22 protein-coding genes are annotated in these 22,549 nt (G+C 65.4%); 20 read left to right on the top strand and 2 right to left on the bottom strand.

Going from position 1 to position 22,549, the window contains the following annotated elements; translation table 11 throughout:
• Positions 1–69: 69 nt before the first annotated feature.
• From metK to G391_RS0103500, 20 genes are all read left to right on the top strand, one after another.
• Positions 70–1,263 carry a methionine adenosyltransferase gene (metK, locus tag G391_RS0103405; protein ID WP_029086270.1) on the top strand — a complete coding sequence of 398 codons (1,194 nt, stop codon included), beginning with the start codon at positions 70–72 and terminating at the stop codon, positions 1,261–1,263.
• Positions 1,264–1,348: 85 nt separating this feature from the next.
• Complete coding sequence (gene trmB / locus G391_RS0103410; protein WP_029086271.1) at positions 1,349–2,044, top strand: tRNA (guanosine(46)-N7)-methyltransferase TrmB; 696 nt, start codon at positions 1,349–1,351, stop codon at positions 2,042–2,044.
• Complete coding sequence (locus G391_RS0103415) at positions 2,041–2,691, top strand: cyclase family protein (RefSeq protein WP_029086272.1); 651 nt, start codon at positions 2,041–2,043, stop codon at positions 2,689–2,691. The genes trmB and G391_RS0103415 overlap by 4 nt, the downstream gene beginning before the upstream one ends.
• Positions 2,692–2,760: 69 nt before the next feature.
• Positions 2,761–3,264, top strand: coding sequence for a DUF1993 domain-containing protein (locus G391_RS0103420; protein WP_029086273.1), 504 nt, complete (start codon positions 2,761–2,763; stop codon positions 3,262–3,264).
• Between the two features lie 149 nt (positions 3,265–3,413).
• Entirely contained in the window at positions 3,414–3,947 is a 534-nt protein-coding gene (gene rimP / locus G391_RS0103425) for a ribosome maturation factor RimP (protein WP_029086274.1), read from the top strand.
• A gap of 5 nt (positions 3,948–3,952) precedes the next feature.
• On the top strand, positions 3,953–5,692 hold the full coding sequence (nusA, locus tag G391_RS0103430; RefSeq protein WP_029086275.1) for a transcription termination factor NusA: 1,740 nt from the start codon (positions 3,953–3,955) through the stop codon (positions 5,690–5,692).
• 20 nt (positions 5,693–5,712) lie between these two features.
• Positions 5,713–6,336, top strand: a complete 624-nt coding sequence (locus tag G391_RS0103435; RefSeq protein WP_029086276.1) for an RNA-binding protein — start codon at positions 5,713–5,715, stop codon at positions 6,334–6,336.
• Positions 6,337–6,417: 81 nt separating this feature from the next.
• Positions 6,418–9,354, top strand: coding sequence for a translation initiation factor IF-2 (gene infB, locus G391_RS0103440; protein ID WP_029086277.1), 2,937 nt, complete (start codon positions 6,418–6,420; stop codon positions 9,352–9,354).
• 115 nt (positions 9,355–9,469) lie between these two features.
• On the top strand, positions 9,470–9,985 hold the full coding sequence (locus G391_RS13705) for a hypothetical protein (protein ID WP_051257091.1): 516 nt from the start codon (positions 9,470–9,472) through the stop codon (positions 9,983–9,985).
• 123 nt (positions 9,986–10,108) lie between these two features.
• On the top strand, positions 10,109–10,882 hold the full coding sequence (locus G391_RS0103450; RefSeq protein ID WP_029086278.1) for a hypothetical protein: 774 nt from the start codon (positions 10,109–10,111) through the stop codon (positions 10,880–10,882).
• A 92-nt stretch (positions 10,883–10,974) separates the two neighbouring features.
• Positions 10,975–11,412 carry a 30S ribosome-binding factor RbfA gene (gene rbfA / locus G391_RS0103455; RefSeq protein ID WP_029086279.1) on the top strand — a complete coding sequence of 146 codons (438 nt, stop codon included), beginning with the start codon at positions 10,975–10,977 and terminating at the stop codon, positions 11,410–11,412.
• Positions 11,412–12,347: a tRNA pseudouridine(55) synthase TruB gene (truB, locus tag G391_RS0103460; protein ID WP_029086280.1), complete on the top strand. Its 936-nt coding sequence runs from the start codon at positions 11,412–11,414 to the stop codon at positions 12,345–12,347. Before rbfA ends, truB begins: the two co-directional genes overlap by 1 nt.
• Before the next feature lie 10 nt (positions 12,348–12,357).
• Positions 12,358–12,627 carry a 30S ribosomal protein S15 gene (rpsO, locus tag G391_RS0103465; protein WP_029086281.1) on the top strand — a complete coding sequence of 90 codons (270 nt, stop codon included), beginning with the start codon at positions 12,358–12,360 and terminating at the stop codon, positions 12,625–12,627.
• Between the two features lie 206 nt (positions 12,628–12,833).
• Entirely contained in the window at positions 12,834–14,987 is a 2,154-nt protein-coding gene (gene pnp / locus G391_RS0103470) for a polyribonucleotide nucleotidyltransferase (RefSeq protein ID WP_029086282.1), read from the top strand.
• A gap of 90 nt (positions 14,988–15,077) precedes the next feature.
• Positions 15,078–15,317 carry a DUF6489 family protein gene (locus tag G391_RS0103475; protein ID WP_029086283.1) on the top strand — a complete coding sequence of 80 codons (240 nt, stop codon included), beginning with the start codon at positions 15,078–15,080 and terminating at the stop codon, positions 15,315–15,317.
• 94 nt (positions 15,318–15,411) lie between these two features.
• Positions 15,412–16,689 carry a tRNA uridine-5-carboxymethylaminomethyl(34) synthesis GTPase MnmE gene (mnmE, locus tag G391_RS0103480; RefSeq protein ID WP_029086284.1) on the top strand — a complete coding sequence of 426 codons (1,278 nt, stop codon included), beginning with the start codon at positions 15,412–15,414 and terminating at the stop codon, positions 16,687–16,689.
• Positions 16,690–16,777: 88 nt separating this feature from the next.
• Positions 16,778–18,655 carry a tRNA uridine-5-carboxymethylaminomethyl(34) synthesis enzyme MnmG gene (gene mnmG / locus G391_RS0103485; RefSeq protein ID WP_029086285.1) on the top strand — a complete coding sequence of 626 codons (1,878 nt, stop codon included), beginning with the start codon at positions 16,778–16,780 and terminating at the stop codon, positions 18,653–18,655.
• A gap of 52 nt (positions 18,656–18,707) precedes the next feature.
• Complete coding sequence (gene rsmG / locus G391_RS0103490; RefSeq protein ID WP_342663481.1) at positions 18,708–19,274, top strand: 16S rRNA (guanine(527)-N(7))-methyltransferase RsmG; 567 nt, start codon at positions 18,708–18,710, stop codon at positions 19,272–19,274.
• Positions 19,264–20,100 (top strand): ParA family protein, encoded by an 837-nt coding sequence (locus G391_RS0103495; RefSeq protein ID WP_029086287.1) that lies wholly within the window; start codon positions 19,264–19,266, stop codon positions 20,098–20,100. The genes rsmG and G391_RS0103495 overlap by 11 nt, the downstream gene beginning before the upstream one ends.
• Positions 20,101–20,970: a ParB/RepB/Spo0J family partition protein gene (locus tag G391_RS0103500; protein WP_029086288.1), complete on the top strand. Its 870-nt coding sequence runs from the start codon at positions 20,101–20,103 to the stop codon at positions 20,968–20,970.
• Positions 20,971–20,991: 21 nt separating this feature from the next.
• Here the strand turns inward: G391_RS0103500 and holA are convergent, their stop codons facing one another.
• Together holA and lptE are read right to left on the bottom strand one after the other, a co-directional pair.
• On the bottom strand, positions 20,992–22,044 hold the full coding sequence (gene holA, locus G391_RS0103505) for a DNA polymerase III subunit delta (protein WP_029086289.1): 1,053 nt from the start codon (positions 22,042–22,044) through the stop codon (positions 20,992–20,994).
• A complete protein-coding gene (lptE, locus tag G391_RS0103510) occupies positions 22,041–22,547 on the bottom strand; it encodes an LPS assembly lipoprotein LptE (RefSeq protein ID WP_029086290.1) in 507 nt (168 codons plus the stop codon). Before lptE ends, holA begins: the two co-directional genes overlap by 4 nt.
• Positions 22,548–22,549 lie beyond the last annotated feature (2 nt).

A 22,549-nucleotide genomic window follows, 5' to 3' on the forward strand; every position in this document is an offset into this window, starting at 1 on the left:
GCCACACGCTTGCGGATATAAAGATATCTTTATATGTTCCGCGCGCCCTAGCCTCAGGAGAGCGCGCGCGTGAGCCGAACGTCCTTTATCTTCACCTCCGAAAGCGTTTCGGAGGGCCACCCCGACAAGGTCGCGGATCGTATCTCGGATACGATCGTCGACCTCTTTCTGTCCAAGGATCCTGAAGCGCGCGTTGCCTGTGAAACCCTGACCACAACCAATCTGGTCGTGATCGCCGGCGAGATTCGCGGCAAGGGCATCATGGATACCGCCGGGAACTGGGCCCCGGGTGTCGAGGATGAGATCGAGGCCGCCGTGCGCCAGGCTGTGCGGGATATCGGCTATGCCCAGTCCGGCTTCCACTGGGAGACGTTCGCCTTCCACAACCATCTGCATCCACAATCGGCCGACATCGCCGTCGGCGTCGATTCTGCGGGTAACAAGGACGAGGGGGCCGGCGACCAGGGCATCATGTTCGGCTACGCCTCAAACGAAACTGAAGAGCTGATGCCAGCGACGCTTCAGTACAGCCAGAACATCCTGCGTCGACTGGCCGCCCTGCGCCACGGCGGCGAGACGCGACTTGAGCCCGACGCCAAGAGCCAGGTCAGCCTCTTCTATGAAGATGGAAAGCCTGTTCGCGCCACATCAATCGTCGTCTCTACCCAGCATGCCGCAGGCTTGACCCAGGCCCAGGTGCGCGAGGTCGTTGAACCGGTCGTTCGTGAGGTTCTTCCCGCCAGCTTCATCACGGATGAAACGGTGTGGCACATCAACCCGACCGGCATCTTCGAGATTGGCGGGCCGGACGGAGACACCGGCCTGACCGGCCGCAAGATCATCGTCGACACCTATGGCGGCGCGGCACCCCACGGCGGCGGGGCCTTTTCGGGCAAGGATCCGACCAAGGTGGACCGCTCAGCGGCCTATGCGGCCCGCTATCTGGCCAAGAACGTCGTCGCCGCCGGCCTGGCCGACCGCTGCACCATCCAGCTCAGCTATGCCATCGGCGTGGCCGAACCGCAGTCGGTCCACGTCGACCTGCATGGCACAGGCCGGATCGATGAGGCGGTGCTCGAGCGCGAACTGCCCGGCATGATCGGCGGCGCGACGCCGCGTGCGATTCGTGAGCACCTGGGTCTGAACCGCCCGATCTATGCGCGCACCACCGCCTATGGCCATTTTGGCCAGGCCCCCGATGCCGAAGGCGGCTTCTCCTGGGAGAAGACGGATCTGATCGAGCGCCTCAGGGCCCTGGCCTGATCGAAAGGGTTCGAGGGAAGAGAGGACAGATGCTAGGGACGTCCTCCCTAGAGCCTAGAACCTGACCCCCTAGAACCTCCTCGCCATGACCCCGTCCGATACCCCAACCTGGGGACCGCTCAGGTCCTTTGGGCGCATCCGCTCCCGAACGCTCAAGCCTCGCCAGGCCGCCTTGTTTGACAGCCTGCTGCCGAATATCGCTGTGCCCGACCCAGCGAACGGCCCCATCGACCCCAAGGCCCTGATGCCCGGGGCGAAAGAGGCCTGGCTGGAGATCGGCTTCGGCGGCGGCGAGCATCTGGCCGAACAGGCGGCGCGCCACCCCGAGGCCCTGATGGTCGGCTGCGAGCCGTTTCTGAACGGCGTCGGCTCGGCCCTGCGTCACATCGACGAGCGCGGCCTGAAGAATGTGCGCCTGCACGCCGATGACGCCCGCGCCGTCATGGCGGCCCTGCCGGACGGATCGCTGGACCGGGTGATGATCCTGTTCCCCGATCCCTGGCCGAAGGCCCGGCACAACAAGCGCCGCTTCATCCAGCCGGAAACCGCCGCAGAGATCGTACGGCTACTGAAGCCGGGCGGGCGCTTGCGCTTCGTCACCGACTGGAAGGCCTATGCCGACTGGGCGCTGGAGATCCTGAACCGGACGCCGGGCCTGGCCTGGAGCGCCGAACAGGCCGACGACTGGCGCACCGCCCCGACCGATCATGTGGTCACACGCTACGAGGAAAAGCGGCTTGGCGACACCCCGCCGATCTTCCTGGAGTTCACCCGGACATGAGGCTGATCGATCTCAGCCACGTCATCGAGGACGGCCTGGTCACCTACAAGGGTCTGCCGGCCCCGCACGTCTGTGACTTCCTGAGCCGCGAGGCATCGCAGGCGAACTATGAGGCCGGGACCGAGTTTCAGATCGGCCAGATCACCCTGGTGGGCAATACCGGCACCTATCTGGACACGCCGTTTCACCGATACGCCGACGGCGAGGATCTGGCCGATGTCGGGCTGGAGCGACTTGTGGATCTGCCGGGTTTGGTGGTGCGGGCGCGGACCGACGGCGCGGTCGACGTCGATGCTTTCGAGGGACTGGATGTGGCCGGTCGGGCGGTGCTGGTCCACACGGGATGGGACCGGCATTGGCGGACCGAAGCCTATTATGAGAACCACCCCTTCCTGACCGAGGCGGCGGCGGACCGGCTGGCCGAGGGCGGGGCAATGCTGGTGGGGATCGATTCCCACAATATCGACGACACCCGCAGTCGGACCCGGCCGGTGCATTCGCGGCTGCTGGGCGAGGGGGTGCTGATTGTCGAACATCTGCGCGGGCTGGAGCAGCTGCCGGACGGGCCGTTCCGCTTCTTCGCCGCGCCGCCCAAGGTGAAGGCCTTTGGGACCTTTCCGGTACGCGCCTTCGCCATGGTTGATTGAGACTGGCTGCGACGCCAGGATCGGCCTAGCAAGGTCAGGTTCGTCACCCCCTGGTCCAGGAGACTGCGCATGGCCATCACCCTGTATTCAGCGTCCGCGCCCCTGTTCATTCGTGGTCTGGACGTGCTGTCCAACCTGCTGGACAAGGCCGAGGCCTCGTCCCTGAGCGAAGCCGAGCTGTTCGAGGCCCGGCTGGCCGAGGACATGCACCCCTTCCCCAACCAGATCCGCATGGCCGCCTTCGGGGCGCGCGCCTGTATGGCGCGGCTGGCCGGGATCGACTGGCCGAGAACCGACGACACCGAGGCCTCCATCGCCGACCTGCGCGCCACCGTCGCCCTGACCCGGTCCTTCATCAGCCAGATGGCACCGGACGCCGTGGACGGGGCCGAGAACCGCCAGATCGTGGTCAAGGTTCCGTCGATGGAGCTGAACTTTCGGGGTCAGGGCTTCCTGACCAGCTTTGCCCTGCCGAACTTCTATTTTCACATCTCCATGGCCTATGCGATCCTGCGCAACCGGGGCGTCGATGTCGGCAAGCGGGATTTCCTCGGCGCGATCGAACTGACGTGATTCCGACGTACGGCGGCGTTGGGGGCTGACAAAGCCCCCGCGCCTCGCTATATGGCCTCTCACATCGTTATCGGCAGGCGTCGGACGACGCCTCTGAGAGCGGCGGTCCCGACACCGGGCCGGCCGCTTTTTTGTTGGGCTGAGGAACCGTGAAGGCCAAGACCGGCGAGGATCGCAAGCTGCTCGAGCTGCTCGAGCCCGTGGCCGAGGGGCTGGGGCTGGAGATCGTGCGCCTGCGGATGATGGGCGGAACCCAGCGACGCCGGTTGCAGATCATGGCCGAGCGCCCGTCCGATCACGAGATCGATGTCGAACAGTGCGCGGCCCTGTCGCGCGCCGTTTCCGAGGTGCTGGACGCCTCCGACCCGATCGCCGGCGAATATATGCTGGAGGTGTCGTCGCCCGGCATCGACCGGCCGCTGACCCGTCTGGCCGATTTCCAGACCTTTGCGGGTCTGGAGGCGCGGCTGGAAACCGACCGGCTGGTCGAGGGCCGCAAACGCTTCAAGGGCCGGCTGGCCGGGATCGAGGATGAGGACATCCTGATCGACCTGGACGGCGAGGACGAGACGGCCCTGATCCCCTTTGCCTGGCTGGCCGAGGCCAAGCTGGTGCTGAACGACGAACTTATGAAACTCGGGGCCGCCAAGCGCCCCGCCGAAAACCTGACTGAAGAGGACTGACGGACATGAGCCTGACTGGCGTTTCCGCAAACCGTCTCGAGCTGCTCCAGATCGCCGACGCCGTCGCGCGCGAGAAGTCGATCGAGAAGGAAATCGTGATCGAAGCCATCGAGGATGCGATCGTCAAAGGGGCCAAGGCCCGCTACGGCAGCGATCACGACATCCGCGCCAAGATCGATCCCAAGACCGGCGAACTGGCCCTGACGCGCCACGTCACGGTCGTCGCCGACGACTGGGAGCCCGAAGCCGCTGAAGGCGAGATGGAGCCCGCCGAGTTCAACGACGATGCCATGGTCCGCCTGACCATCGCCCGTAAGACCGACGCCGAGGCCGAGGTCGGCAAGGAATATGTCGAGGATCTGCCGCCGTTCGAGTTTGGTCGCGTTCAGACCCAGATGGCCCGTCAGGTCGTCATGCATAAGGTCCGCGAGGCCGAGCGTGAGCGCCAGTACGAAGAGTTCAAGGACCGCGTCACCGAGATCGTCAACGGCACGGTCAAGCGCGTCGAATACGGCAATGTCATCGTCGACCTAGGCCGGGGCGAGGGCGTCATGCGCCGCGACCAGTCGATCCCACGCGAACAGTTCAACATGGGCGACCGCATTCGCTCCTACATCTATGACGTCCGGCGCGAGACCAAGGGCCCGCAGATCATGTTGTCCAGAGCCCATCCGGGTTTCATGGCCAAGCTGTTCGCCCAAGAAGTGCCTGAAGTCTATGACGGTGTGATCGAGATCCGCGCGGCGGCTCGTGATCCGGGTTCGCGCGCCAAGATGGCGGTTCTGTCGAACGACAGCTCGATCGATCCGGTCGGAGCCTGTGTGGGTATGCGCGGCTCTCGCGTGCAGGCGGTTGTAGCCGAGCTGCAGGGCGAGAAGATCGACATCATCCCGTGGAATTCTGACGAGGCCGCCTTCATCGTCAACGCCCTGGCTCCGGCCGAGGTGTCCAAAGTCGTCATGGACGAGGACGAGGGCCGCGTTGAAGTCGTCGTCCCGGACGAACAGCTCTCGCTCGCCATTGGCCGTCGCGGCCAGAATGTGCGTCTCGCCTCGCAGCTGACCGGCTGGCAGATCGACATCATCACCGAGAGCCAGGATTCAGAGCGTCGCCAGAAGGAGTTCGCCGAGCGGACCGCCCTGTTCCAGGAAGCCCTGGATGTGGATGAGGTCATCGCCCAGCTGCTGGTGACCGAAGGGTTCGCCACCGTTGAGGACGTGGCCTATGTCGAGGCCTATGAGATCTCGGAGATCGAAGGCTTCGGTGAGGATACCGCCGCCGAGATCCAGGCCCGCGCCACCGACTTCCTGGAGCGTCAGGCTGCCGAAATGGATGCCAAGCGCAAGGAACTGGGCGTCGACGATGCCGTCATGGACGTCCCGGGTGTCACCCTTCAGATGGCCGTCTGGCTGGGCGAGGCCGGGGTCAAGACCGTCGAGGACCTGGCGGAACTGGCCACGGACGAACTGCGTGGGGGCTTTGAGTTCAAGGACGGCGAGCGCGTGCGCGTCCCGGGCGTTCTGGAACAGGCCGCCTTGTCGACCGAGGACGCCGAGATGCTGATCCTGCAGGCCCGCGTCGCGGCCGGCTGGATCGACGCCTCGGACCTGCCGCAGCCCGAGCCCGAGTACGAAGAGGACTACGCCGAAGAGGGCTATGACGAGGCCGAGGCCGTATTCGGCGACGAAGAGGCCGAAGAGGCTGAAGCGGTCGCCGAAGTCACCGAGGAGGACGAAGAGGCTTAAGGCCTCTTCGGACGCCCGTCTTGGATCGCAAGACGCCGGCAGCTGAACGGGAGCGCAAGGATCTGGTCTCGGGCCAGGTCATGGATGAGGCCTGCCTGATCCGCTTCGTGCCCGGACCCGACGGCCAGGTCTTTCCCGACCTCGGTCGCAAGCTGCCGGGCCGCGGCCTGTGGGTCGCCGCGAATCGGGAAGCTGTTGATACGGCAGCGAAAAAGGGCCTGTTTGCGCGCGCCGCCAAGGCCGGGGTCAAGGCCGCGCCGGACCTGTCGGACCAGATCGAGCGCATCCTGATGAAGCGGTGCCTGGACCAGTTGGGCTTGGCGCGTCGCGAGGGCGTTCTTATCTCTGGCTTTGAGAAATGCCATGCGGCGCTGAAGGCCGGCCGGGCCACCTGGCTGATCGAGGCGAGCGACGGCTCCGAGGACGGGCGGACCAAACTTCTGGTCGCCGTCGACAAGTCTGAAAGACCCGTCGAGGTCTGCGGGGTTTTCTCCAGTTCAGATTTGGGTTTGGCCTTGGGCCTCGAAAATGCGATACACCACGTCCTTCCTTTGGGACGGCGGGCTGAACGGTGGGCCTTTGAGGCGCGGCGTCTGGCGGGATTTCGTCCTCTCCTTCCTTTGGAGTGGCGTGGACGAGACTAGAGGCGGGCGGGACATTGTCGTCCCGGCCCGATTTTTTTGTTGGAGAATGGCCCTGCCTATCGGGCCGAACGAAGCGACCGAATGAGCGATACGAACGACGATAAGCCCAAGACCGACGGACCCAAGCCCAGCGCCACCGGACCGCGTGCGCCGCTGAGCCTGCGTCCGCGCCAGGAGGGCTCCGTGTCCAGCGGCGTGGTTCGCCAGAGCTTCAGCCACGGCCGCTCCAAAACGGTCGAGGTTGAGGTCAAGCGCCGCGCCGGTGCGGGCCCGCGCCCGCGCCCTCAGCCCCAGGGCTTTGATGTTGCGCGTCCGCGCCCGAGCGCGCCCGCCCCAGCCAAGCCGGCTGCGCCCGCCGCTGCGACCGCAGACGCCGGCGGCTTGTCGCGTGACGAACAGGCCGCTCGCGTTCGCGCTATTGAGGCGGCTCAGGCCGCGCAACAGGATCGGGTCCGCCAGGAAGCCGAGCGCAACGAACGCGCCAAGGCGGCAGCCGCTGCCGCTGCGGCGGCCAAGGTGGCTGCTGAGGCGCCGAAGGTCGCTGAACCCAAGGCCGCCGAACCGGTCAAGGTCGAGGCACCCAAACCGGTCGAAAACAAGCCGGCCGAACCCGCCAAGACTGAGGCCCCTGCTGTCGAGCCCGTCGAGCGTCAGGAACGCCGCCCGACCGCCGGCTTCGGTCAACGCGCGCCGCGCGAAAAATCGCCCAATTTTGGCCAGCGTGCACCGCGCCCCGACCGGGGTGGTGATCGCGAGCGGCCCAGCCATGCCATGCGCACGGACGGTGGCAACCTGGCTGGCAAGTCCTCGAGCGAGCGTCCGGCCGGTCGGCCCCGCCCGGCTGGTGCCGGTGGTGGTGCCGGCGGTGGCGAAACGGTCCGCTATTCGGCCCTGGCCCCGCGCCCGGCTCCGCGGTCGCGCGACGGGGGCGGCTATCGCAGCACACCCGAGAACGCACCCGCCGCGCCGGAGGTGGCTCGCCCGTCGCGGGGAGCCGGTGGCCGTACGAGCGGTGACCGCCGCCCGGCCGAGAGCGAACGCGATATTCGTCGGCGCCCGGCGGGGGGCGACGACCGAGCCGTCAGCCGTCAGAAGGGCGCGCCCCAGCGCCGCGAAGGCCGCCTGACGATCCAGGCACTGGCTGGTGGAGATGAGGATGCCGCCGAACGCATGCGTTCGCTGGCCTCGGTGCGCCGCGCCCGAGAGCGGGAGAAGGAAAAGCGCCGCGGTGGCCAGACCGAAGCCCCCAAGGTTGTGCGCGACGTCATTATCCCGGACGTCATCACGGTTCAGGAACTGTCGAACCGTATGGCTACGCGCGGCGTCGACATCATCCGTTTCCTGATGGGTCAGGGCATGATGCTCAAGATCAATGATGTGATCGATTCCGACACGGCCGAGCTGGTCGCGCAGGAATTTGGCCACAAGGTCACGCGCGTTTCGGAAGACGACATCGAGGACGGCTTCATCGACGAAACCGTCGACGCCGACGAAACCCTGGAGCCCCGCCCGCCCGTGGTCACCATCATGGGCCACGTCGACCACGGCAAGACGTCGCTGCTCGACGCGCTGCGGACCACCGATGTGGCTTCGGGTGAGGCCGGCGGCATTACCCAGCATATCGGGGCCTATCAGGTTCGCCTGAAGGACGGCCAGCGCATCACCTTCCTGGACACCCCCGGCCACGCCGCCTTCTCGGCCATGCGGGCCCGCGGGGCCGACATCACCGACATCGTCGTTCTGGTGGTGGCGGCCGATGACGGGGTCATGCCCCAGACGATCGAGGCCATCCAGCACGCCAAGGCTGCCGGGGTTCCGCTGATCGTCGCGGTCAACAAGATCGACAAGCCCGGCGCGGACTCCACGCGCGTGGTCAATGAACTGCTCCAGTACGAAATCGTGGCCGAAAGCCTCGGTGGCGACACCCAGATCATCGAGGTATCGGCCAAGACCCGTCAAGGCCTGGAGAATCTGGTGGACGCCATCCTTCTCCAGGCAGAGATGCTCGACCTGAGGGCCAACCCGGACCGCAGCGCCGATGGCGTGGTCATCGAGGCCAAGCTCGACAAGGGCCGGGGTCCGGTGGCAACGGTTCTGGTCAAACGCGGCACGCTCAAGCGTGGCGATGTCGTCGTGGCAGGCTCATCCTGGGGTCGGGTTCGAGCCCTGCTGGATGAGCGCAATGCTCAGCTGACCGAGGCGGGTCCGGCCACGCCGGTCGAGATCCTCGGCCTGGATGAAGCCCCGTCGCCTGGCGACGCCTTCGCCGCGGTCGAAAACGAGGCGCGCGCCCGCGAGCTGACCGACCACCGCGAGCGCAAGCGCCGCGATCTGGCCGTTTCCCCGGTCGCCGCTGTGTCGCTGTCGGACATGATGTCCAAGCTACAGACCAACAAGCTCAAAGAGCTGCCGCTCATTCTCAAATCCGACGTCCAGGGCTCGGGTGAGGCCATCATCGGCTCGCTGGACAAGATGGCGACCGACGAGGTGCGCGCCCGCGTGATCCTGTCCGGCGTCGGCGGCATCACCGAAAGCGATGTCACCCTGGCCAAGGGTGCCGGGGCGCCGATCATCGGCTTCAATGTTCGTGCGTCGAAACAGGCGCGCGAACTGGCCGAGCGTGAAGGCGTCGAAATCCGGTACTATGCGGTGATCTACGACCTGTTGGACGACCTCAAGGGCGTGCTGTCGGGCCTGCTGTCGCCGATCCAGCGCGAAACCTTCCTGGGCAATGCCGAGGTGCTTCAGGTCTTCGATATTTCGAAGGTTGGTCGCATCGCGGGCTGCCGCGTCACCGAGGGCGTTGTTCGCCGGGGTGCGCGCGTCCGTATCGTCCGCGACGACGTGGTGGTGCTCGAACTGGGCACCCTGCAGACGCTCAAGCGGTTCAAGGACGATGTGGCGGAAGTCACCAATGGCTATGAGTGCGGCATGCACTTCCAGGGCTTCCAGGACATCAAGGTCGGCGACCTCATCGAGTGCTTCAATCTCGAGGAAGTCGCCCGGACCCTCGACTAGAGTATGGTGATTTCCGTTGGGACCGCGTCACGGCCCCAACGGAAAGCTGAATCAGGCTCTGGGGGTCGCTTCGGCGGCCCCATTGTCGCCGCGAGAGAGCGGCAGGGGAACCCTCATGCGCCGCTTGCTGCTCCTCGTCTTGCCCCTGATCGCCTTGGCTGCACCCGCTCGGGCCGAGGACCGATATTTCGCCTTTGACCCTGCCAATGACGCCGCCAGGCTGATGACGCGCGGGATTACGCTTCAGGTCGAGCGGGGCCTGTTCGGCGGTGTGCGGGCGGAACGCCTGTATTCTACGGTCGGAGCCGGGTCTGCCAGTCTTGAGCGTGACGAGCTGCCCGGCGGCACGCGCGCCGTGCTGCCGGACGGAGCCGACGAGTCCAACGTCTATCGGGTCATGCCGGAAGGTCAGGGTGCCGCGCTGGGCCGGGCCCTGTGCCCCGGTGCAACCACGGTCTGGCTGATCATGGGACGTATCCGCGCGGTGAGGGACCTCACGGTTCATGCCGTCGGCCAGGGGGCCAGTGGTCAGGTTCTTTTGTGCCGGACCATGGAGTATCGCTATCGGGGCGAGTGGGACGCGCGCGCACCGACGCGGCCCGACCTGATCCCCGCGCGCCCGCCTCAGTAGATCCGGTTCATTCGGTGTGGATCGGTCGTTTTCCGACAGAAATCACTATCTCGCTGGGCTGGATGTCGCATAGTGGCTATTGCGGAAGCGACGGGGCCCACAGCGGGGAGAGAATCTGATCCGATGCGTAGTCTGGCAGTCCTGACGAGTCTGGTCCTGGCCCTGGGCATGGCAGGCTGTCAGGGGCAATCCGAGGCCAAGGAAGACGAGGCCGTCTCGACCGGAGCGGCCGAAGACGAGATCGCGACGCCAGAGTTGACCGCCGAAGAGGCAGACACCCGCGCCTTCTTCGCGGCCTGGGAGGCGGCCGCACCCGTAACCGCCTCTGATCCCCGCTTGAATGACGAGGAGGATGTTCGTTGGCCGGAGCCCACCGCCGGTAGCTACGAATTCCGGGATGGCGACGTCATCCAGCTCTCGACGGACCTTTATGCGCTGGTGTCGCGCGGCTATGGCCAGGGCAGCACCGGCAAGGGGGTCCTCGCCTTTCATTATCTGACTCGAACGGCCGACGGTTTCCGGCGCGTGGGGGCCGAGCCCCTGTTTATTGCCGGCGGCGTCAACGGCCAACCGCCGACCTTCACCGTCCACCGCGACCTGATGCCCGCCCCTGCCGTTGTGGTCACCACACGGACCGAGGGTCGCACCGGAGCCTGTTCCGTCGCCCAGATCGTTGAGCTCGCGCCGAGCCAGCCTGTCTTGCGCGTTGTGAATTTGCCACTGGGCTTTGAGGCATCCGGTTCTGGCCAGGGCTGGCAGGGCGAACCGGAAGCCGGGCGGGCGGGGCGCGATTTCGCGGTCCAGTATTCCGGGGCCTCGGAAGCCAAGGCGACCTGGATCCTCACCGACGCGGGGACCTATCGGGCCTCGGGTCAGCCGCGCCTTTCGGGCTGCTGACTGGACAAGTCGTCGCCCAGGGCCTAGACCCCGCCCCTTTTTCCGCGTCAACCGGGTCCGATCCCCGGTGCCGCCCGTCTACGGAGCGTGCCATGAGCCGCCATCGCCATCATGATCGCAACACCACCGGACCCTCGCAGCGCCAGCTACGCGCCGGCGAACTGATCCGTCATGCGCTGGTTGAAGTCCTGCGTGAGGAAGAGATTCACGACCCAGCCCTCAAGGGTGTGTCGGTGACGGTGACCGAGGTTCGCCTGAGCCCGGATCTCAAACATGCGACCTGTTTCGTCGAGCCCCTTGGCGCGGGCGTGGCCGACGCCGAGGTCGGGGATCATATCGACGAGATCGTCAAGGCATTGAATGGTCATGCCAAATTCATCCGTGGGGCCTTGGGCCGACACATCGACATGAAGTTCACGCCCGATTTGCGCTTCCGGCACGACGAGAGCTTCGATGCGGCGAGCCATATGGACCGTCTGTTCAATGATCCGCGGGTGCGGGCCGACCTCGAACGGAGCGACGAGGACTGATGGGTCGCCACAAACGCGGTCTGCCGGTCCATGGGTGGGTTTGTCTCGACAAGCCCCTGGAGATGGGATCGACCCAGGCGGTCAGCCGCGTTCGGCGGCTCTTCGACGCCCGGAAGGCCGGACACGCCGGAACCCTCGACCCCCTGGCGTCCGGCATCCTGCCCATCGCCCTGGGCGAGGCGACCAAGACCGTGCCCTTCATGCAGGACGCCCGAAAGACCTATCGCTTTGTCATCGAATGGGGGGCGTCAACCACCACCCAGGACCGCGAAGGCGAAGTCGTCGCCCGTTCCGATGTTCGCCCCGACCCTGAACAGGTCGCGGCGGCGCTGACCGCCTTCGTCGGCGACATCAATCAGGTCCCTCCGGCCTTTTCGGCCATCAAGGTCGATGGTGCGCGGGCCTATGATCTGGCCCGTGACGGCCAGACGGTGGAACTCAAGTCCCGGCCGGTCACCATCCATCAGGCATCGGTCACAGCCGTTCCTGACCTCGACCATATCGAGATCACCGTCCTGACGGGAAAGGGTGTCTATATCCGGTCGCTGGCGCGCGACCTGGCCTCGGTTCTTGGAGCGGAGGGTCATGTCTCTCTGCTCCGGCGCGAACGGGTCGGCCCCTTCGGCCTGGAAAACGCGGTAGGGCTGGAATTCCTCGAGGATTTGGTGCATAGGGGCGCCGCCTCGGAGGGCTTGCTTCCGATCACGACCGCTCTGGACGACATCCCGGACCTGGCCGTGACCGACGAAGATGCCTTCCGGCTGAGGCAGGGACGATCCATCGTTCTCCTTCCCCGGCAAATGGAAGCGATCCAGGCCCGGCTTTCGGCCGGCTCGCAGACCGTTTCCGCCGTCCAGGGAAATGAGCCGGTGGCCCTGTGCAGCCTGAAGGCCGGACGGCTTGAGCCGGACCGCGTTTTCAATCTCCAGACCTAAGGAGTTTTCGATGTCGATTACCGCCGAGCGCAAGAGCGCCGTCATCGCCGACAATGCCCGCAAAGAGGGCGACACCGGGTCGGCTGAAGTCCAGGTCGCGATCCTGACCGAACGGATCGTCAACCTGACCGAGCACTTCAAGACTCACAAGAAGGACAATCACAGCCGCCGCGGCCTTCTGAAGCTGGTTTCCCAGCGCCGCCGTCAGCTGGACTTCCTCAAGAAGACCGACGAGGCCCGTTATCAGGCCCTTATCGCCAAGTTGGGCCTGCGCCGCTAAGGCCGGATCCACCAGAAAGGGGCCGTCAGGCCCCTTTCGCATTTCCATCGGCCGTTCAGGTCGGTGATCTCGCGAGGGCCCCAACGGTCCTCAACTTCCAAATCGCTGGTCCTGGGACCGGCGGCTCACTGGACTGAAGGACTGAAGTCCCTCCCGTCCGTCGCCCGCGAGGAATTCGCCCGTGGGCCTCCTGAAAGATCAGAAAAATGTTTGATATCAAACGCAAGACCATCGAATGGGCCGGGCGCCCGCTGACGCTCGAAACGGGGCGTATCGCCCGTCAGGCCGATGGCGCGGTCCTGGCCACCTATGGCGGCACCGTGGTTCTGGCCACCGCCGTCTTCAACAAGTCGCCCAAGGCCGGCGTCGACTTCTTCCCCCTGACCGTCAACTACCAGGAAAAGACCTTTGCCGCCGGCAAGATCCCGGGTGGGTATTTCAAGCGTGAAGGCCGCCCGTCGGAAAAGGAGACCCTGGTTTCGCGCCTGATCGACCGTCCGATCCGGCCGCTGTTCGTCAAGGGCTTCAAGCACGAGACCCAGGTCGTCGTGACCGTGCTCCAGCACGACATGGAGAACGATCCCGACATCGTCGGCATGGTCGCCGCCTCGGCCGCCCTGACCCTTTCGGGGGTGCCCTTCATGGGCCCGATCGGCGCCGCGCGCGTCGGCTATATCGACGGCGAGTATGTTCTGAACCCGCTGCTCGACCAGATGGCTGACAGCAGCCTGGACCTGGTCGTCGCCGGCACCCAGGACGCGTTGATGATGGTCGAGTCCGAAGCCAAGGAGCTTCCGGACGACACCATGCTCGGCGCCCTGGTCTTTGCGCACCAGTCGATGCAGCCGGTGATCGACGCCATCATCGAGCTGGCCGAGCACGCCGCCAAGGACCCGTTCGACTTCGTGCCGGCCGATGTCTCGGACATCGTCGCTTCGATCAAGAACCTGGTCGGCAATGACATCAAGGCCGCCTACGCCCTGACCAAGAAGCAGGACCGCCAGGAAGCCATCGGTGCCGCCAAGAAGAAGGCCGCCGAAGCCCTCGTCGCCTCGGATGACAATCCGGATGGCGTCGACGCCACCAAGTTCGGCACCGCCTTCAAGGAATGCGAAGCCGACGTCCTGCGTCGCGACATTATCGAGAACAGCCACCGTGTCGACGGTCGCGCGCTGGACAAGGTTCGCGACATCGTCTCGGAAGTCGGCCTTCTGCCGCGCACCCACGGTTCGGCCCTGTTCACCCGCGGTGAGACCCAGGCCATCGTCGTCGCCACCCTCGGCACCGGCGAAGACGAGCAGTGGATCGACGCCCTGCAGGGGACGTACAAGGAGAGCTTCCTGCTGCACTACAACTTCCCGCCCTATTCGGTCGGCGAAGCGGGCCGCATGGGCTCTCCGGGTCGTCGCGAGATCGGCCACGGCAAGCTGGCCTGGCGCGCGATCCGCCCGATGCTGCCGTCGAAGGAAGATTTCCCCTACACTATCCGCCTGGTCTCCGAGATCACCGAGTCGAACGGCTCGTCCTCGATGGCCACGGTCTGCGGGTCGTCGCTGGCCCTGATGGACGCCGGGGTGCCGCTGGCCCGCCCGGTTTCAGGTATCGCCATGGGTCTGATCCTCGAGCCGTCGGGTGAATACGCCATCTTGTCGGACATCCTGGGTGACGAAGACCACCTGGGCGACATGGATTTCAAGGTCGCCGGCACGCGCGAGGGCATCACCTCTCTGCAGATGGACATCAAGGTCCCCGGCATCACCGAGGAGATCATGCGCAAGGCGATTGCCCAGGCTTCGGCCGGCCGTCTGCACATCCTCGATGAGATGGATAAGGCCATCGACGGTGCCCGCACCGAGTTGGGCGAGTTCGCGCCGAAGATCGAGACAATCAAGATCGCCACCGACAAGATCCGCGAAGTGATCGGTTCGGGCGGCAAGGTGATCCGCGAGATCGTCGAGAAAACGGGTGCCAAGGTCGACATTGGCGACGACGGCACGATCAAGATTGCGGCCTCGGAGCAGTCCAAGATCGACGCTGCGCGCGACTGGATCAAGTCGATCGCCTCGGAGCCGGAGCCCGGCGCCATCTACACCGGCAAGGTCGTGAAGGTCGTCGACTTCGGAGCCTTCGTGAACTTCTTCGGTGCCAAGGACGGTCTGGTTCACATCAGCCAACTGGCCCCGCGCAAGGTCGCCAAGGTCAGTGATGTGGTCAACGAAGGCGACACCGTGAAGGTGAAGTTCCTCGGCTTCGACGATCGCGGCAAGACCAAGCTGTCGATGAAGGTGGTTGATCAGGAGACCGGTGAGGACATCACCGACAAGCTGGCCGCCGAGCGCGAGAAGGCGTCGGCCGAATAGGCTGGTCCAACATCGCCGGAAACTGGAAGGGGGCCCTTGCGGCCCCCTTCGCATATCGCCACTGTTTCACGTGAAACTAGGGAGCGCCCCATGAAGATCAATGTCGAGATCGACTGTACCCCAGCGGAAGCCCGGACCTTTCTCGGTCTGCCCGATGTCGCCCCTCTCAACGATCATCTCGTCGCAGAGATGCAGCGGCGGATGGATGAGAACATGGCCCGGATGCAGCCCGAGGAGCTGATGAGAACCTGGGCGTCGTTTGGCGTTCAGGCGACCGAGCAGTTTCGGTCGATGATGAACATGGCCACCACCGGAACCACTAAGCCCTGAGCCACCCCTTCCCCGCCTATGCGGAGCGGGACCATCCCATGCCCACCACAGCCGGGACGGGTGGAGGGGCCTTCTTCAGAACGCCGACGCCCAGATGACCGACACCATCTTTGCCCTCGCCACCCCGCCCGGCCGGGGAGCGGTTGCCGTGATACGCATCAGCGGACCGGCTTCCGGGCGCGCGCTCGCCCAAATCGGAGCCACCTCGCTGACGGCGAGGCGGGCCTCTCTGCGCCGCCTTGTCGACGCTGATCACCGCGAGATTGATCAGGCCCTTGTGTTCTGGTTCCCGGGCCCAGCCAGCTTCACGGGCGAGGACAGCGCCGAGCTGCATCTGCATGGCGGCCTCGCTGTGATCGAGACGATGACAGCGGCGCTCCTCCACACAGGTCTGCGCCTCGCCGAGCCCGGAGAGTTCACGCGCCGCGCCTTCGAGAACGGCAAGCTCGACCTGTCTCAGGCAGAGGCGGTTGCGGATCTGGTTGATGCCGAAACCTCCGCTCAACGGGACCAAGCGCTTCAACAGCTCGGGGGCGCGCTCAGCCGCCGCTATGAGGACTGGCGTCAGCGACTGATTCATGTGCTGGCGATGCTCGAGGCCGCCGTCGACTTCCCCGACGAGGAGTTGCCGGAAGATGTCGCAGGTCGCGCCCGCCCCGACCTCGACGCCCTTCTCCTCGATCTAGAGCAGGCCCTGTCCGAAAGTGCGCGCGGAACCCGCATCCGCGAGGGATACCGTATTGCCCTGACCGGAGCCCCAAATGCCGGCAAGTCATCTCTGTTCAATGCCCTTGTCGAGCGCGACGCCGCCATTGTGACCCCGATTGCGGGGACCACCCGGGATGTGATCGAGGGCCAACTCGTCTTAGGCGGGCGCAAGGTTCTGATCGCCGATACAGCCGGCCTTCGCGAAACGGACGATGTCATCGAGGCTGAGGGCGTCGCTCGGGCGCGGGCCTGGGCCGCCGCTGCCGATCTGGAACTCCACCTCGTGCCGGTCGATGAGCCGCCGCCGGCGGTTCCCGATGGCGTCTGGCTGATCCGAACCAAGGCCGATCTTCGCCCGAATGACGGGGTCGGCATCAGCATCGCTTCCGGCCATGGCCTAGCGGCCCTGCGCGCCGAACTCACGGCCGCTGTCGTGGCGGCCACATCAGGATCGGAGTTCCCAGCCGCGACCCAAGCGCGGCACGCCGTCCGCTTGAGGGACGCCCACCAACATCTCGAACGGGCAGCTCATCACCTCCACGAGGCCGAGCTGGCCTCCGAGGACGTCCGGTTGGCCATTCGGGCGCTTGAGGCGGTCGCCGGACGCGTTGATGTCGAGGCGGTTCTCGATGTGATCTTCTCCAGCTTCTGCATCGGAAAGTGATCGTGTGTTTCACGTGAAACAGGGCGAGGTCGGTTCCGTCGCGCCCCTCGGTCTGCTATAGGCCCGCCTCCCTCTCCGGAGCTGTGTGTTGACCCCATCCTGGGACGTTATTGTGATCGGTGGCGGCCACGCCGGCTGCGAGGCGGCTCATGCCGCCTGGCGGACGGGTGCCCGTACCCTCCTCCTGACGCACAAGCTCGAAACCATCGGCGAGATGAGCTGCAACCCAGCCATGGGCGGCCTCGGCAAGGGCCATCTCATCCGCGAGATCGACGCCCTCGACGGCCTGATGGGTCGCATCTCGGATCGAGCCGCCATTCAGTATCGTCTTCTTAATCGCTCAAAGGGGCCCGCCGTGCGTGGCCCTCGCTCCCAGATCGACCGCGGCCTCTACCGACAAGCCATGCAGCAAGCTCTGTTCGAGAGCGACGGTCTGGACATTGAAGCGGCGGCTATCGAGGATCTAATCGTATCCGATGGCCGTGTCGTCGGCGTGGTCGATGATCGAGGTCAGACCCGGTATGGCCGGACTGTCATCCTGACCACCGGCACCTTCCTGAAGGGCGTGATCCATCGGGGCGATGAGCGGATCGCTGCGGGCCGCATCGGGGATCGCCCGTCCATTGGCCTGTCCGAACGCTTATACGCCCTGGACCTGCGGATGGGGCGCCTCAAGACCGGGACCCCGGCACGCCTTGAGGCCGACACCATTGCCTGGGATCAGCTGGAAATGCAGCAAGCTGACAATCAGCCGTCGCGTTTCTCCTTCCTGGAAACAGGCCCCATTCTCGACCAGATCGCCTGTGGGGTCACCCACACCAACGCCGCCACGCACCAGATCATCGCTGAGAATCTCGCCGAATCCGCCGTCTATGGCGGGCGGTTGGCGGGCAAGGGACCGCGCTACTGCCCGTCGATCGAGGACAAGGTCGTCCGCTTCGCCGACAAGACAAGCCATCAGGTCTTTCTTGAGCCGGAAGGCCTGCCCGGAAACCCGGACGGCGAAACGGTCTATCCCAACGGTGTCTCGACGTCGGTATCCGAGGCAACCCAACTGGCCTTCCTGCGGACCATGCCGGGGCTCGAAGAGGTCCGGGTCCGACGCTACGGCTATGCCATCGAGTACGACTACGTCGATCCGACCAGTCTGCACCCGACCCTCGAACTGCGATCGCTGCCGGGACTTTACCTCGCCGGGCAGATCAACGGTACGACCGGTTATGAGGAGGCCGGGGCGCAGGGCCTGATCGCAGGGCTCAACGCCGCCCGAGCCGCTGGCGGACAGGACGGCGTGGTGCTGGGACGTGACCAGGCTTATATCGGCGTCATGATCGATGACCTGGTGACGCGGGGGGTGACCGAGCCCTACCGCATGTTCACCAGCCGGGCAGAGTTCCGCCTGACCCTCCGTGCGGACAATGCGGATCAACGATTGACTCCCGTCGGAATCAATCACGGCCTCGTCAGCACTGATCGACGCCGGGCCTTTGAGTCCAAAGCCGAATCCCTGATGCACGCTCGCCGCCTGATGTTCGATACGCGTCTGACGCCGAATGAGGCCAACCGCTTAGGACTAAACGTGAATCAGGATGGTCAACGGCGGTCGCTCAGCCAGCTTCTGGCCTACCCCGGCGGCTCGCTCGCAGCTTTCGTCGGCACCTGGCCCGAGATCGGCGGATGGTCCCGCGAGGTCATCGAACAGGTAGAGATCGATGCCGCCTACGCCGGCTATCTTGGACGCCAGGCCGCCGATGCCGAGGCGCTTCGACGCGACGAGAATCTGGTCATACCACCCCATACTGACTTCGCGTCGATCGGCGGTCTGTCGAATGAAGTCCGCGAGAAGCTGGTCGCTGTCCAGCCGCGAACGCTGGGACAGGCCGCGCGGATTGAGGGGGTTACCCCCGGTGCCTTGACCGCGCTCCTCGCGCACGTTCGCCGGTCACGTCCCGAGGCGGCGGCCTGATCATATGACCCCGGCAGAGTTTCAGACACGGACCGGAGCCTCCGTCGCGGCCATGACGGATCTCGAACGCTATCGCGAGATGCTCGTCGCCGGAAATGAGGTCATGAATCTGGTCGGGCCGGCCAGCCTGCCGGACTATTGGAACCGGCATGCATTCGACAGCGCCCAGCTTCTCTCCCTGGCCCCAGAAGCCAGCACGTGGGCCGATCTCGGTGCGGGGGCCGGCCTGCCCGGCGTCGTCCTGGCGGTCCTCCTCAAAGACAGCCCCGGAAGTCAGGTGTGGCTGATCGACAGCCAGGCCAAACGAATTCGATTCTTGAATGAGGTTGTCAGCACCCTGTCTTTACCAGCCCGGGTTATCCACGCCCGCGCAGAAGACCTTGCCCTCCAGGTCGATATCGTTACCGCCCGTGCCTGCGCGCCGCTTGACAGGTTGCTGCAATTCGCAGCGCCCTACCGCAAAAGAGGTGCCGAGGCCCTGTTCCTCAAGGGCGAAAAGGCCGAAGAAGAAATTGCCGCGGCACGCCGGTCCCACCGATTCGATGTCGAGGTCCTACCGTCCGCCAGCGACCCTCGGGGCCGCATCCTACGCATCCGGAGTTCCCAGCGTGTCGCGTGAAGTTCCACCGCCCCGCGTCCTAGCCATTGCCAACCAGAAGGGGGGCGTCGGCAAGACGACCACGGCCATCAACCTGGGCACCGCCCTGGCCGCCGTCGGTGAGCGCGTCCTGCTGATCGACATGGACCCCCAAGGCAATGCCTCAACCGGCCTGGGTGTGCCGCGCGAACAGCGGCGCGTGACCATCTATGACGTGATTGTCGACCAACGCCCGCTGCATGAGGCCGCCGTCGAAACCCTGGTTCCCAATCTGTGGCTCGTGCCGTCTGATCCCGATCTGTCCGGCATTGAGATTGAACTAGGCCAGGCAGAGCGCCGCTCGTTTCGACTTCGCGACGGCGTCGACAAGCTGAAGCAGCTCAAGGATACGCTCAAGCCGACCTATGTGCTGATCGACTGCCCGCCATCGCTGAATCTGTTGACCGTCAACGCCATGTCAGCCGCCGATGCCGTTCTGGTCCCGCTTCAGTGTGAGTTCTTTGCCCTCGAAGGGCTCACCCAGCTGATGCGAACGGTGGATCTGGTACGTTCCAGCCTCAATCCGCGCCTGGATATCCAGGGCATTGTCCTGACCATGTATGATCGCAGAAACGCCTTGTCCGGCCAGGTCGAGGCCGACGTACGCGGGCACTTCGGCGACACCGTCTATGAGACGATGATCCCGCGCAACGTCCGCGTGTCCGAGGCCCCGTCCTTCGGCAAACCCGCCCTCATCTATGATCTGAAATGTGCCGGCAGCCAGGCCTACCTCAAGCTGGCGCGGGAGCTGGTCCGCCGCGAGCGTGCGCGTCGCCGCTCTACGCAAATTCTCGAAAAGGCAGAGTAAATGTCCGAACGCCAAAGAGGCCTTGGCCGAGGTCTGTCGGCCCTTCTGGGTGAGGCCGCCTCCGATACCCACGACGTCGCCCCGCCTTCCGCTCCGACCGACACGCCAATCGAGTTGATCCGTCGCAACCCGGACCAGCCCCGGCGCACCTTTACCGAGGCCGAGTTGGAGGCCCTGACAGCCTCGATCAAGGAACGTGGTGTTCTACAGCCCATCCTGATCCGCCCGGCCCCGGACGGCGACGGCTACCAGATCGTCGCCGGCGAACGTCGCTGGCGTGCAGCCCAACGCGCCAGCCTGGCCACAATCCCGGCGGTCATTCGCGAACTCGATGATCGTCAGGTGCTCGAGATCGCCATCATCGAGAACGTCCAGCGCGCCGATCTGAACCCGATTGAAGAGGCCCTCGGCTATCGGGCCCTGATCGAACGGTTCGGGCGCACACACGAAGGCCTGGGCGAAATCGTCGGCAAGAGCCGCAGCCATGTGGCCAACACACTGCGCCTTCTCAGCTTGCCGGATGGCGTGCGGGTTCATGTTGAGGAAGGCCTGATCTCGGCAGGCCACGCCCGGGCCTTGCTAACGGCCGAGAATGCCGAAGCCCTGGCGGAACGTATCATTGCTGAAGGCCTGAGCGTGCGCCAGACGGAAGCCTTGGCCAAGGGGGCCGCCGAACGCCCGGCACGCGCCGCCACGCGCCGCGACACAGCGGATCGGAACCCCGATATCGCCGCCCTGGAGCGTGATCTGTCTGACAGCCTCGGCCTGAAGGTCGATCTGACCGACAAGGGTGGCAAGGGGGCTTTGACCCTGCGCTACGGCACCCTGGAGCAGCTGGATGAGCTCTGTCGCCGATTGATGCGCGGTTGAATCAAGCTTGATTCGGCCCGCCTAAAGACCCAACCGACGCGCCCGAGCCGCCACCGACAACAGCGCGCGTTCGGCGATCAGGGCATCTGGAGATCCGGCGCGCTTGCAGGCCCGATCGGCCTCAAGCAGGTCGGCCTGAACACCGTCCAGTTCGGACAACGACCACGAGCGCGCCTGCCGTTGCATCTCGCGTTCCTGCTTCCAGAATACACCGGCGGCCTTGGCGGCCTCCTTCATGTCCGCCCCACTGCGGGCCAGGGTGACGATCCGCCGTAGCTTGCCCAGATGCTGACTCGCGGCACGAACCGCCGCCGGCCCCGTTTCGCCCTCTTCCAGGGCCCGGACCAAGCCACTGCGCGCCGGCCCTGGACGCCCGCCAAAGGCATCATTCGCCGCCTCAAACAGCGAGGCGTCAGGCTCAACCCCCAGAAATTCTTCTAATTCGGCGACGCCGAGCGTCGCGCCAGACCCCGGCCCGATGAAGAGCGCCAGACGCTCGATCTCCTGCCGCGCCACCCCACGTTCCTTCGGCAGCCGGGACAGAAAGATCTCCAGGGCTTCTGAGGTCAAAGAGACATTGTCGTCACGCAAAGCCTCGCGGGTCATGCGCGCCACATCGCCGACCTCATCCTCGTAGCAGGGGATGACGCAGACACTCTCAGCCTTCTCGGCCAGCTTGCGAAGACCAGATTCGCGCCCCAGGGCCCCGGCCTCGATAACGAAGGCCGCGTCCGGGTTGAGCCGCCCCTCAACATGCGCCGCCAGGGCCTCGGCCACGGCTCGATCGATCGTCGATTTTTCGCCGTGAAGCCTTAGACGCACCAGTCGTCGGCCCCCCATCATCGACAGGGCCGACAACTCGCCCTCCAGCCGCGCGGGATCGGCCTCCAGGTCGCCATCCGTCAGGAGTGCTGTGTCGAACGGATCGTCAATATTGGGCACAAGGGCGCGTGCCAGCTGCTCGGCACGCTCGCGAACCACACCCCGGTCGCGCCCGTAGACAAGGGTTGCCCGCACCGATGCGTCAGGTCGGGCCAGAAAGCGGTCGATATCCGGCCGCCGCTTGAGGATCATTCCGGGCGGCTCCCCGCCGGCTCCGCAAACCATCGCGCCAGATCCTCACGAATGAGGCTCGCGGCCTGGGCTGCCGCGCGATCAGACCCATCCTCGGCGGCAACAACGCCCGCATAGGGCTGCGCCGCCGCCGCATAAGTCGTCGATACGGTCACAAGGTCCTCGTGAAGACGACGATTCCCACGAATCTCCGTCAGGGCATAGGCGACCGTAAGGGTCAGCTCATAACGGGTGGCCGTATCGTCGGCCCGGCTCCCAAGCGGCGTGCGCCGTTCACGGACCTGGGTTGTCAGACGATAGGTGGATGCGTCCTCGCGACGATACCCCAGGGCATCTTCCAAATGCCCCCGCAGGACAAATCCGGTCCGCGTGTCCGGGGCCCGGACTTCGATCTGCTGCAGCCCCGCCGTCACACCGGGTTCGGCATAAAGCGGCGTAAATCCGGCACACGCCGTCATCAGCACAGACAACGCCGCAAGGATCGACCCAGTCAGACGGCTCATAA

The sequence above is a fragment of the Brevundimonas aveniformis DSM 17977 genome, assembly GCF_000428765.1.
GTDB classification, from domain to species: domain Bacteria; phylum Pseudomonadota; class Alphaproteobacteria; order Caulobacterales; family Caulobacteraceae; genus Brevundimonas; species Brevundimonas aveniformis.

Excerpts from the sequence above, each read along its gene's own strand:
- G391_RS0103475 (WP_029086283.1), top strand. The coding sequence starts at position 15,078 with ATGAAGATCAATGTCGAGATCGACTGTACCCCAGCGGAAGCCCGGACC.
- G391_RS0103500 (WP_029086288.1), top strand. The coding sequence starts at position 20,101 with ATGTCCGAACGCCAAAGAGGCCTTGGCCGAGGTCTGTCGGCCCTTCTG.
- pnp (WP_029086282.1), top strand. The coding sequence starts at position 12,834 with ATGTTTGATATCAAACGCAAGACCATCGAATGGGCCGGGCGCCCGCTG.
- rpsO (WP_029086281.1), top strand. The coding sequence starts at position 12,358 with ATGTCGATTACCGCCGAGCGCAAGAGCGCCGTCATCGCCGACAATGCC.
- rsmG (WP_342663481.1), top strand. The coding sequence starts at position 18,708 with ATGACGGATCTCGAACGCTATCGCGAGATGCTCGTCGCCGGAAATGAG.
- mnmE (WP_029086284.1), top strand. The coding sequence starts at position 15,412 with ATGACCGACACCATCTTTGCCCTCGCCACCCCGCCCGGCCGGGGAGCG.
- rbfA (WP_029086279.1), top strand. The coding sequence starts at position 10,975 with ATGAGCCGCCATCGCCATCATGATCGCAACACCACCGGACCCTCGCAG.
- holA (WP_029086289.1), bottom strand. The coding sequence starts at position 22,044 with ATGATCCTCAAGCGGCGGCCGGATATCGACCGCTTTCTGGCCCGACCT.
- G391_RS0103415 (WP_029086272.1), top strand. The coding sequence starts at position 2,041 with ATGAGGCTGATCGATCTCAGCCACGTCATCGAGGACGGCCTGGTCACC.
- infB (WP_029086277.1), top strand. The coding sequence starts at position 6,418 with ATGAGCGATACGAACGACGATAAGCCCAAGACCGACGGACCCAAGCCC.
- lptE (WP_029086290.1), bottom strand. The coding sequence starts at position 22,547 with ATGAGCCGTCTGACTGGGTCGATCCTTGCGGCGTTGTCTGTGCTGATG.
- nusA (WP_029086275.1), top strand. The coding sequence starts at position 3,953 with ATGAGCCTGACTGGCGTTTCCGCAAACCGTCTCGAGCTGCTCCAGATC.
- truB (WP_029086280.1), top strand. The coding sequence starts at position 11,412 with ATGGGTCGCCACAAACGCGGTCTGCCGGTCCATGGGTGGGTTTGTCTC.
- G391_RS0103450 (WP_029086278.1), top strand. The coding sequence starts at position 10,109 with ATGCGTAGTCTGGCAGTCCTGACGAGTCTGGTCCTGGCCCTGGGCATG.
- G391_RS0103420 (WP_029086273.1), top strand. The coding sequence starts at position 2,761 with ATGGCCATCACCCTGTATTCAGCGTCCGCGCCCCTGTTCATTCGTGGT.
- trmB (WP_029086271.1), top strand. The coding sequence starts at position 1,349 with ATGACCCCGTCCGATACCCCAACCTGGGGACCGCTCAGGTCCTTTGGG.
- G391_RS13705 (WP_051257091.1), top strand. The coding sequence starts at position 9,470 with ATGCGCCGCTTGCTGCTCCTCGTCTTGCCCCTGATCGCCTTGGCTGCA.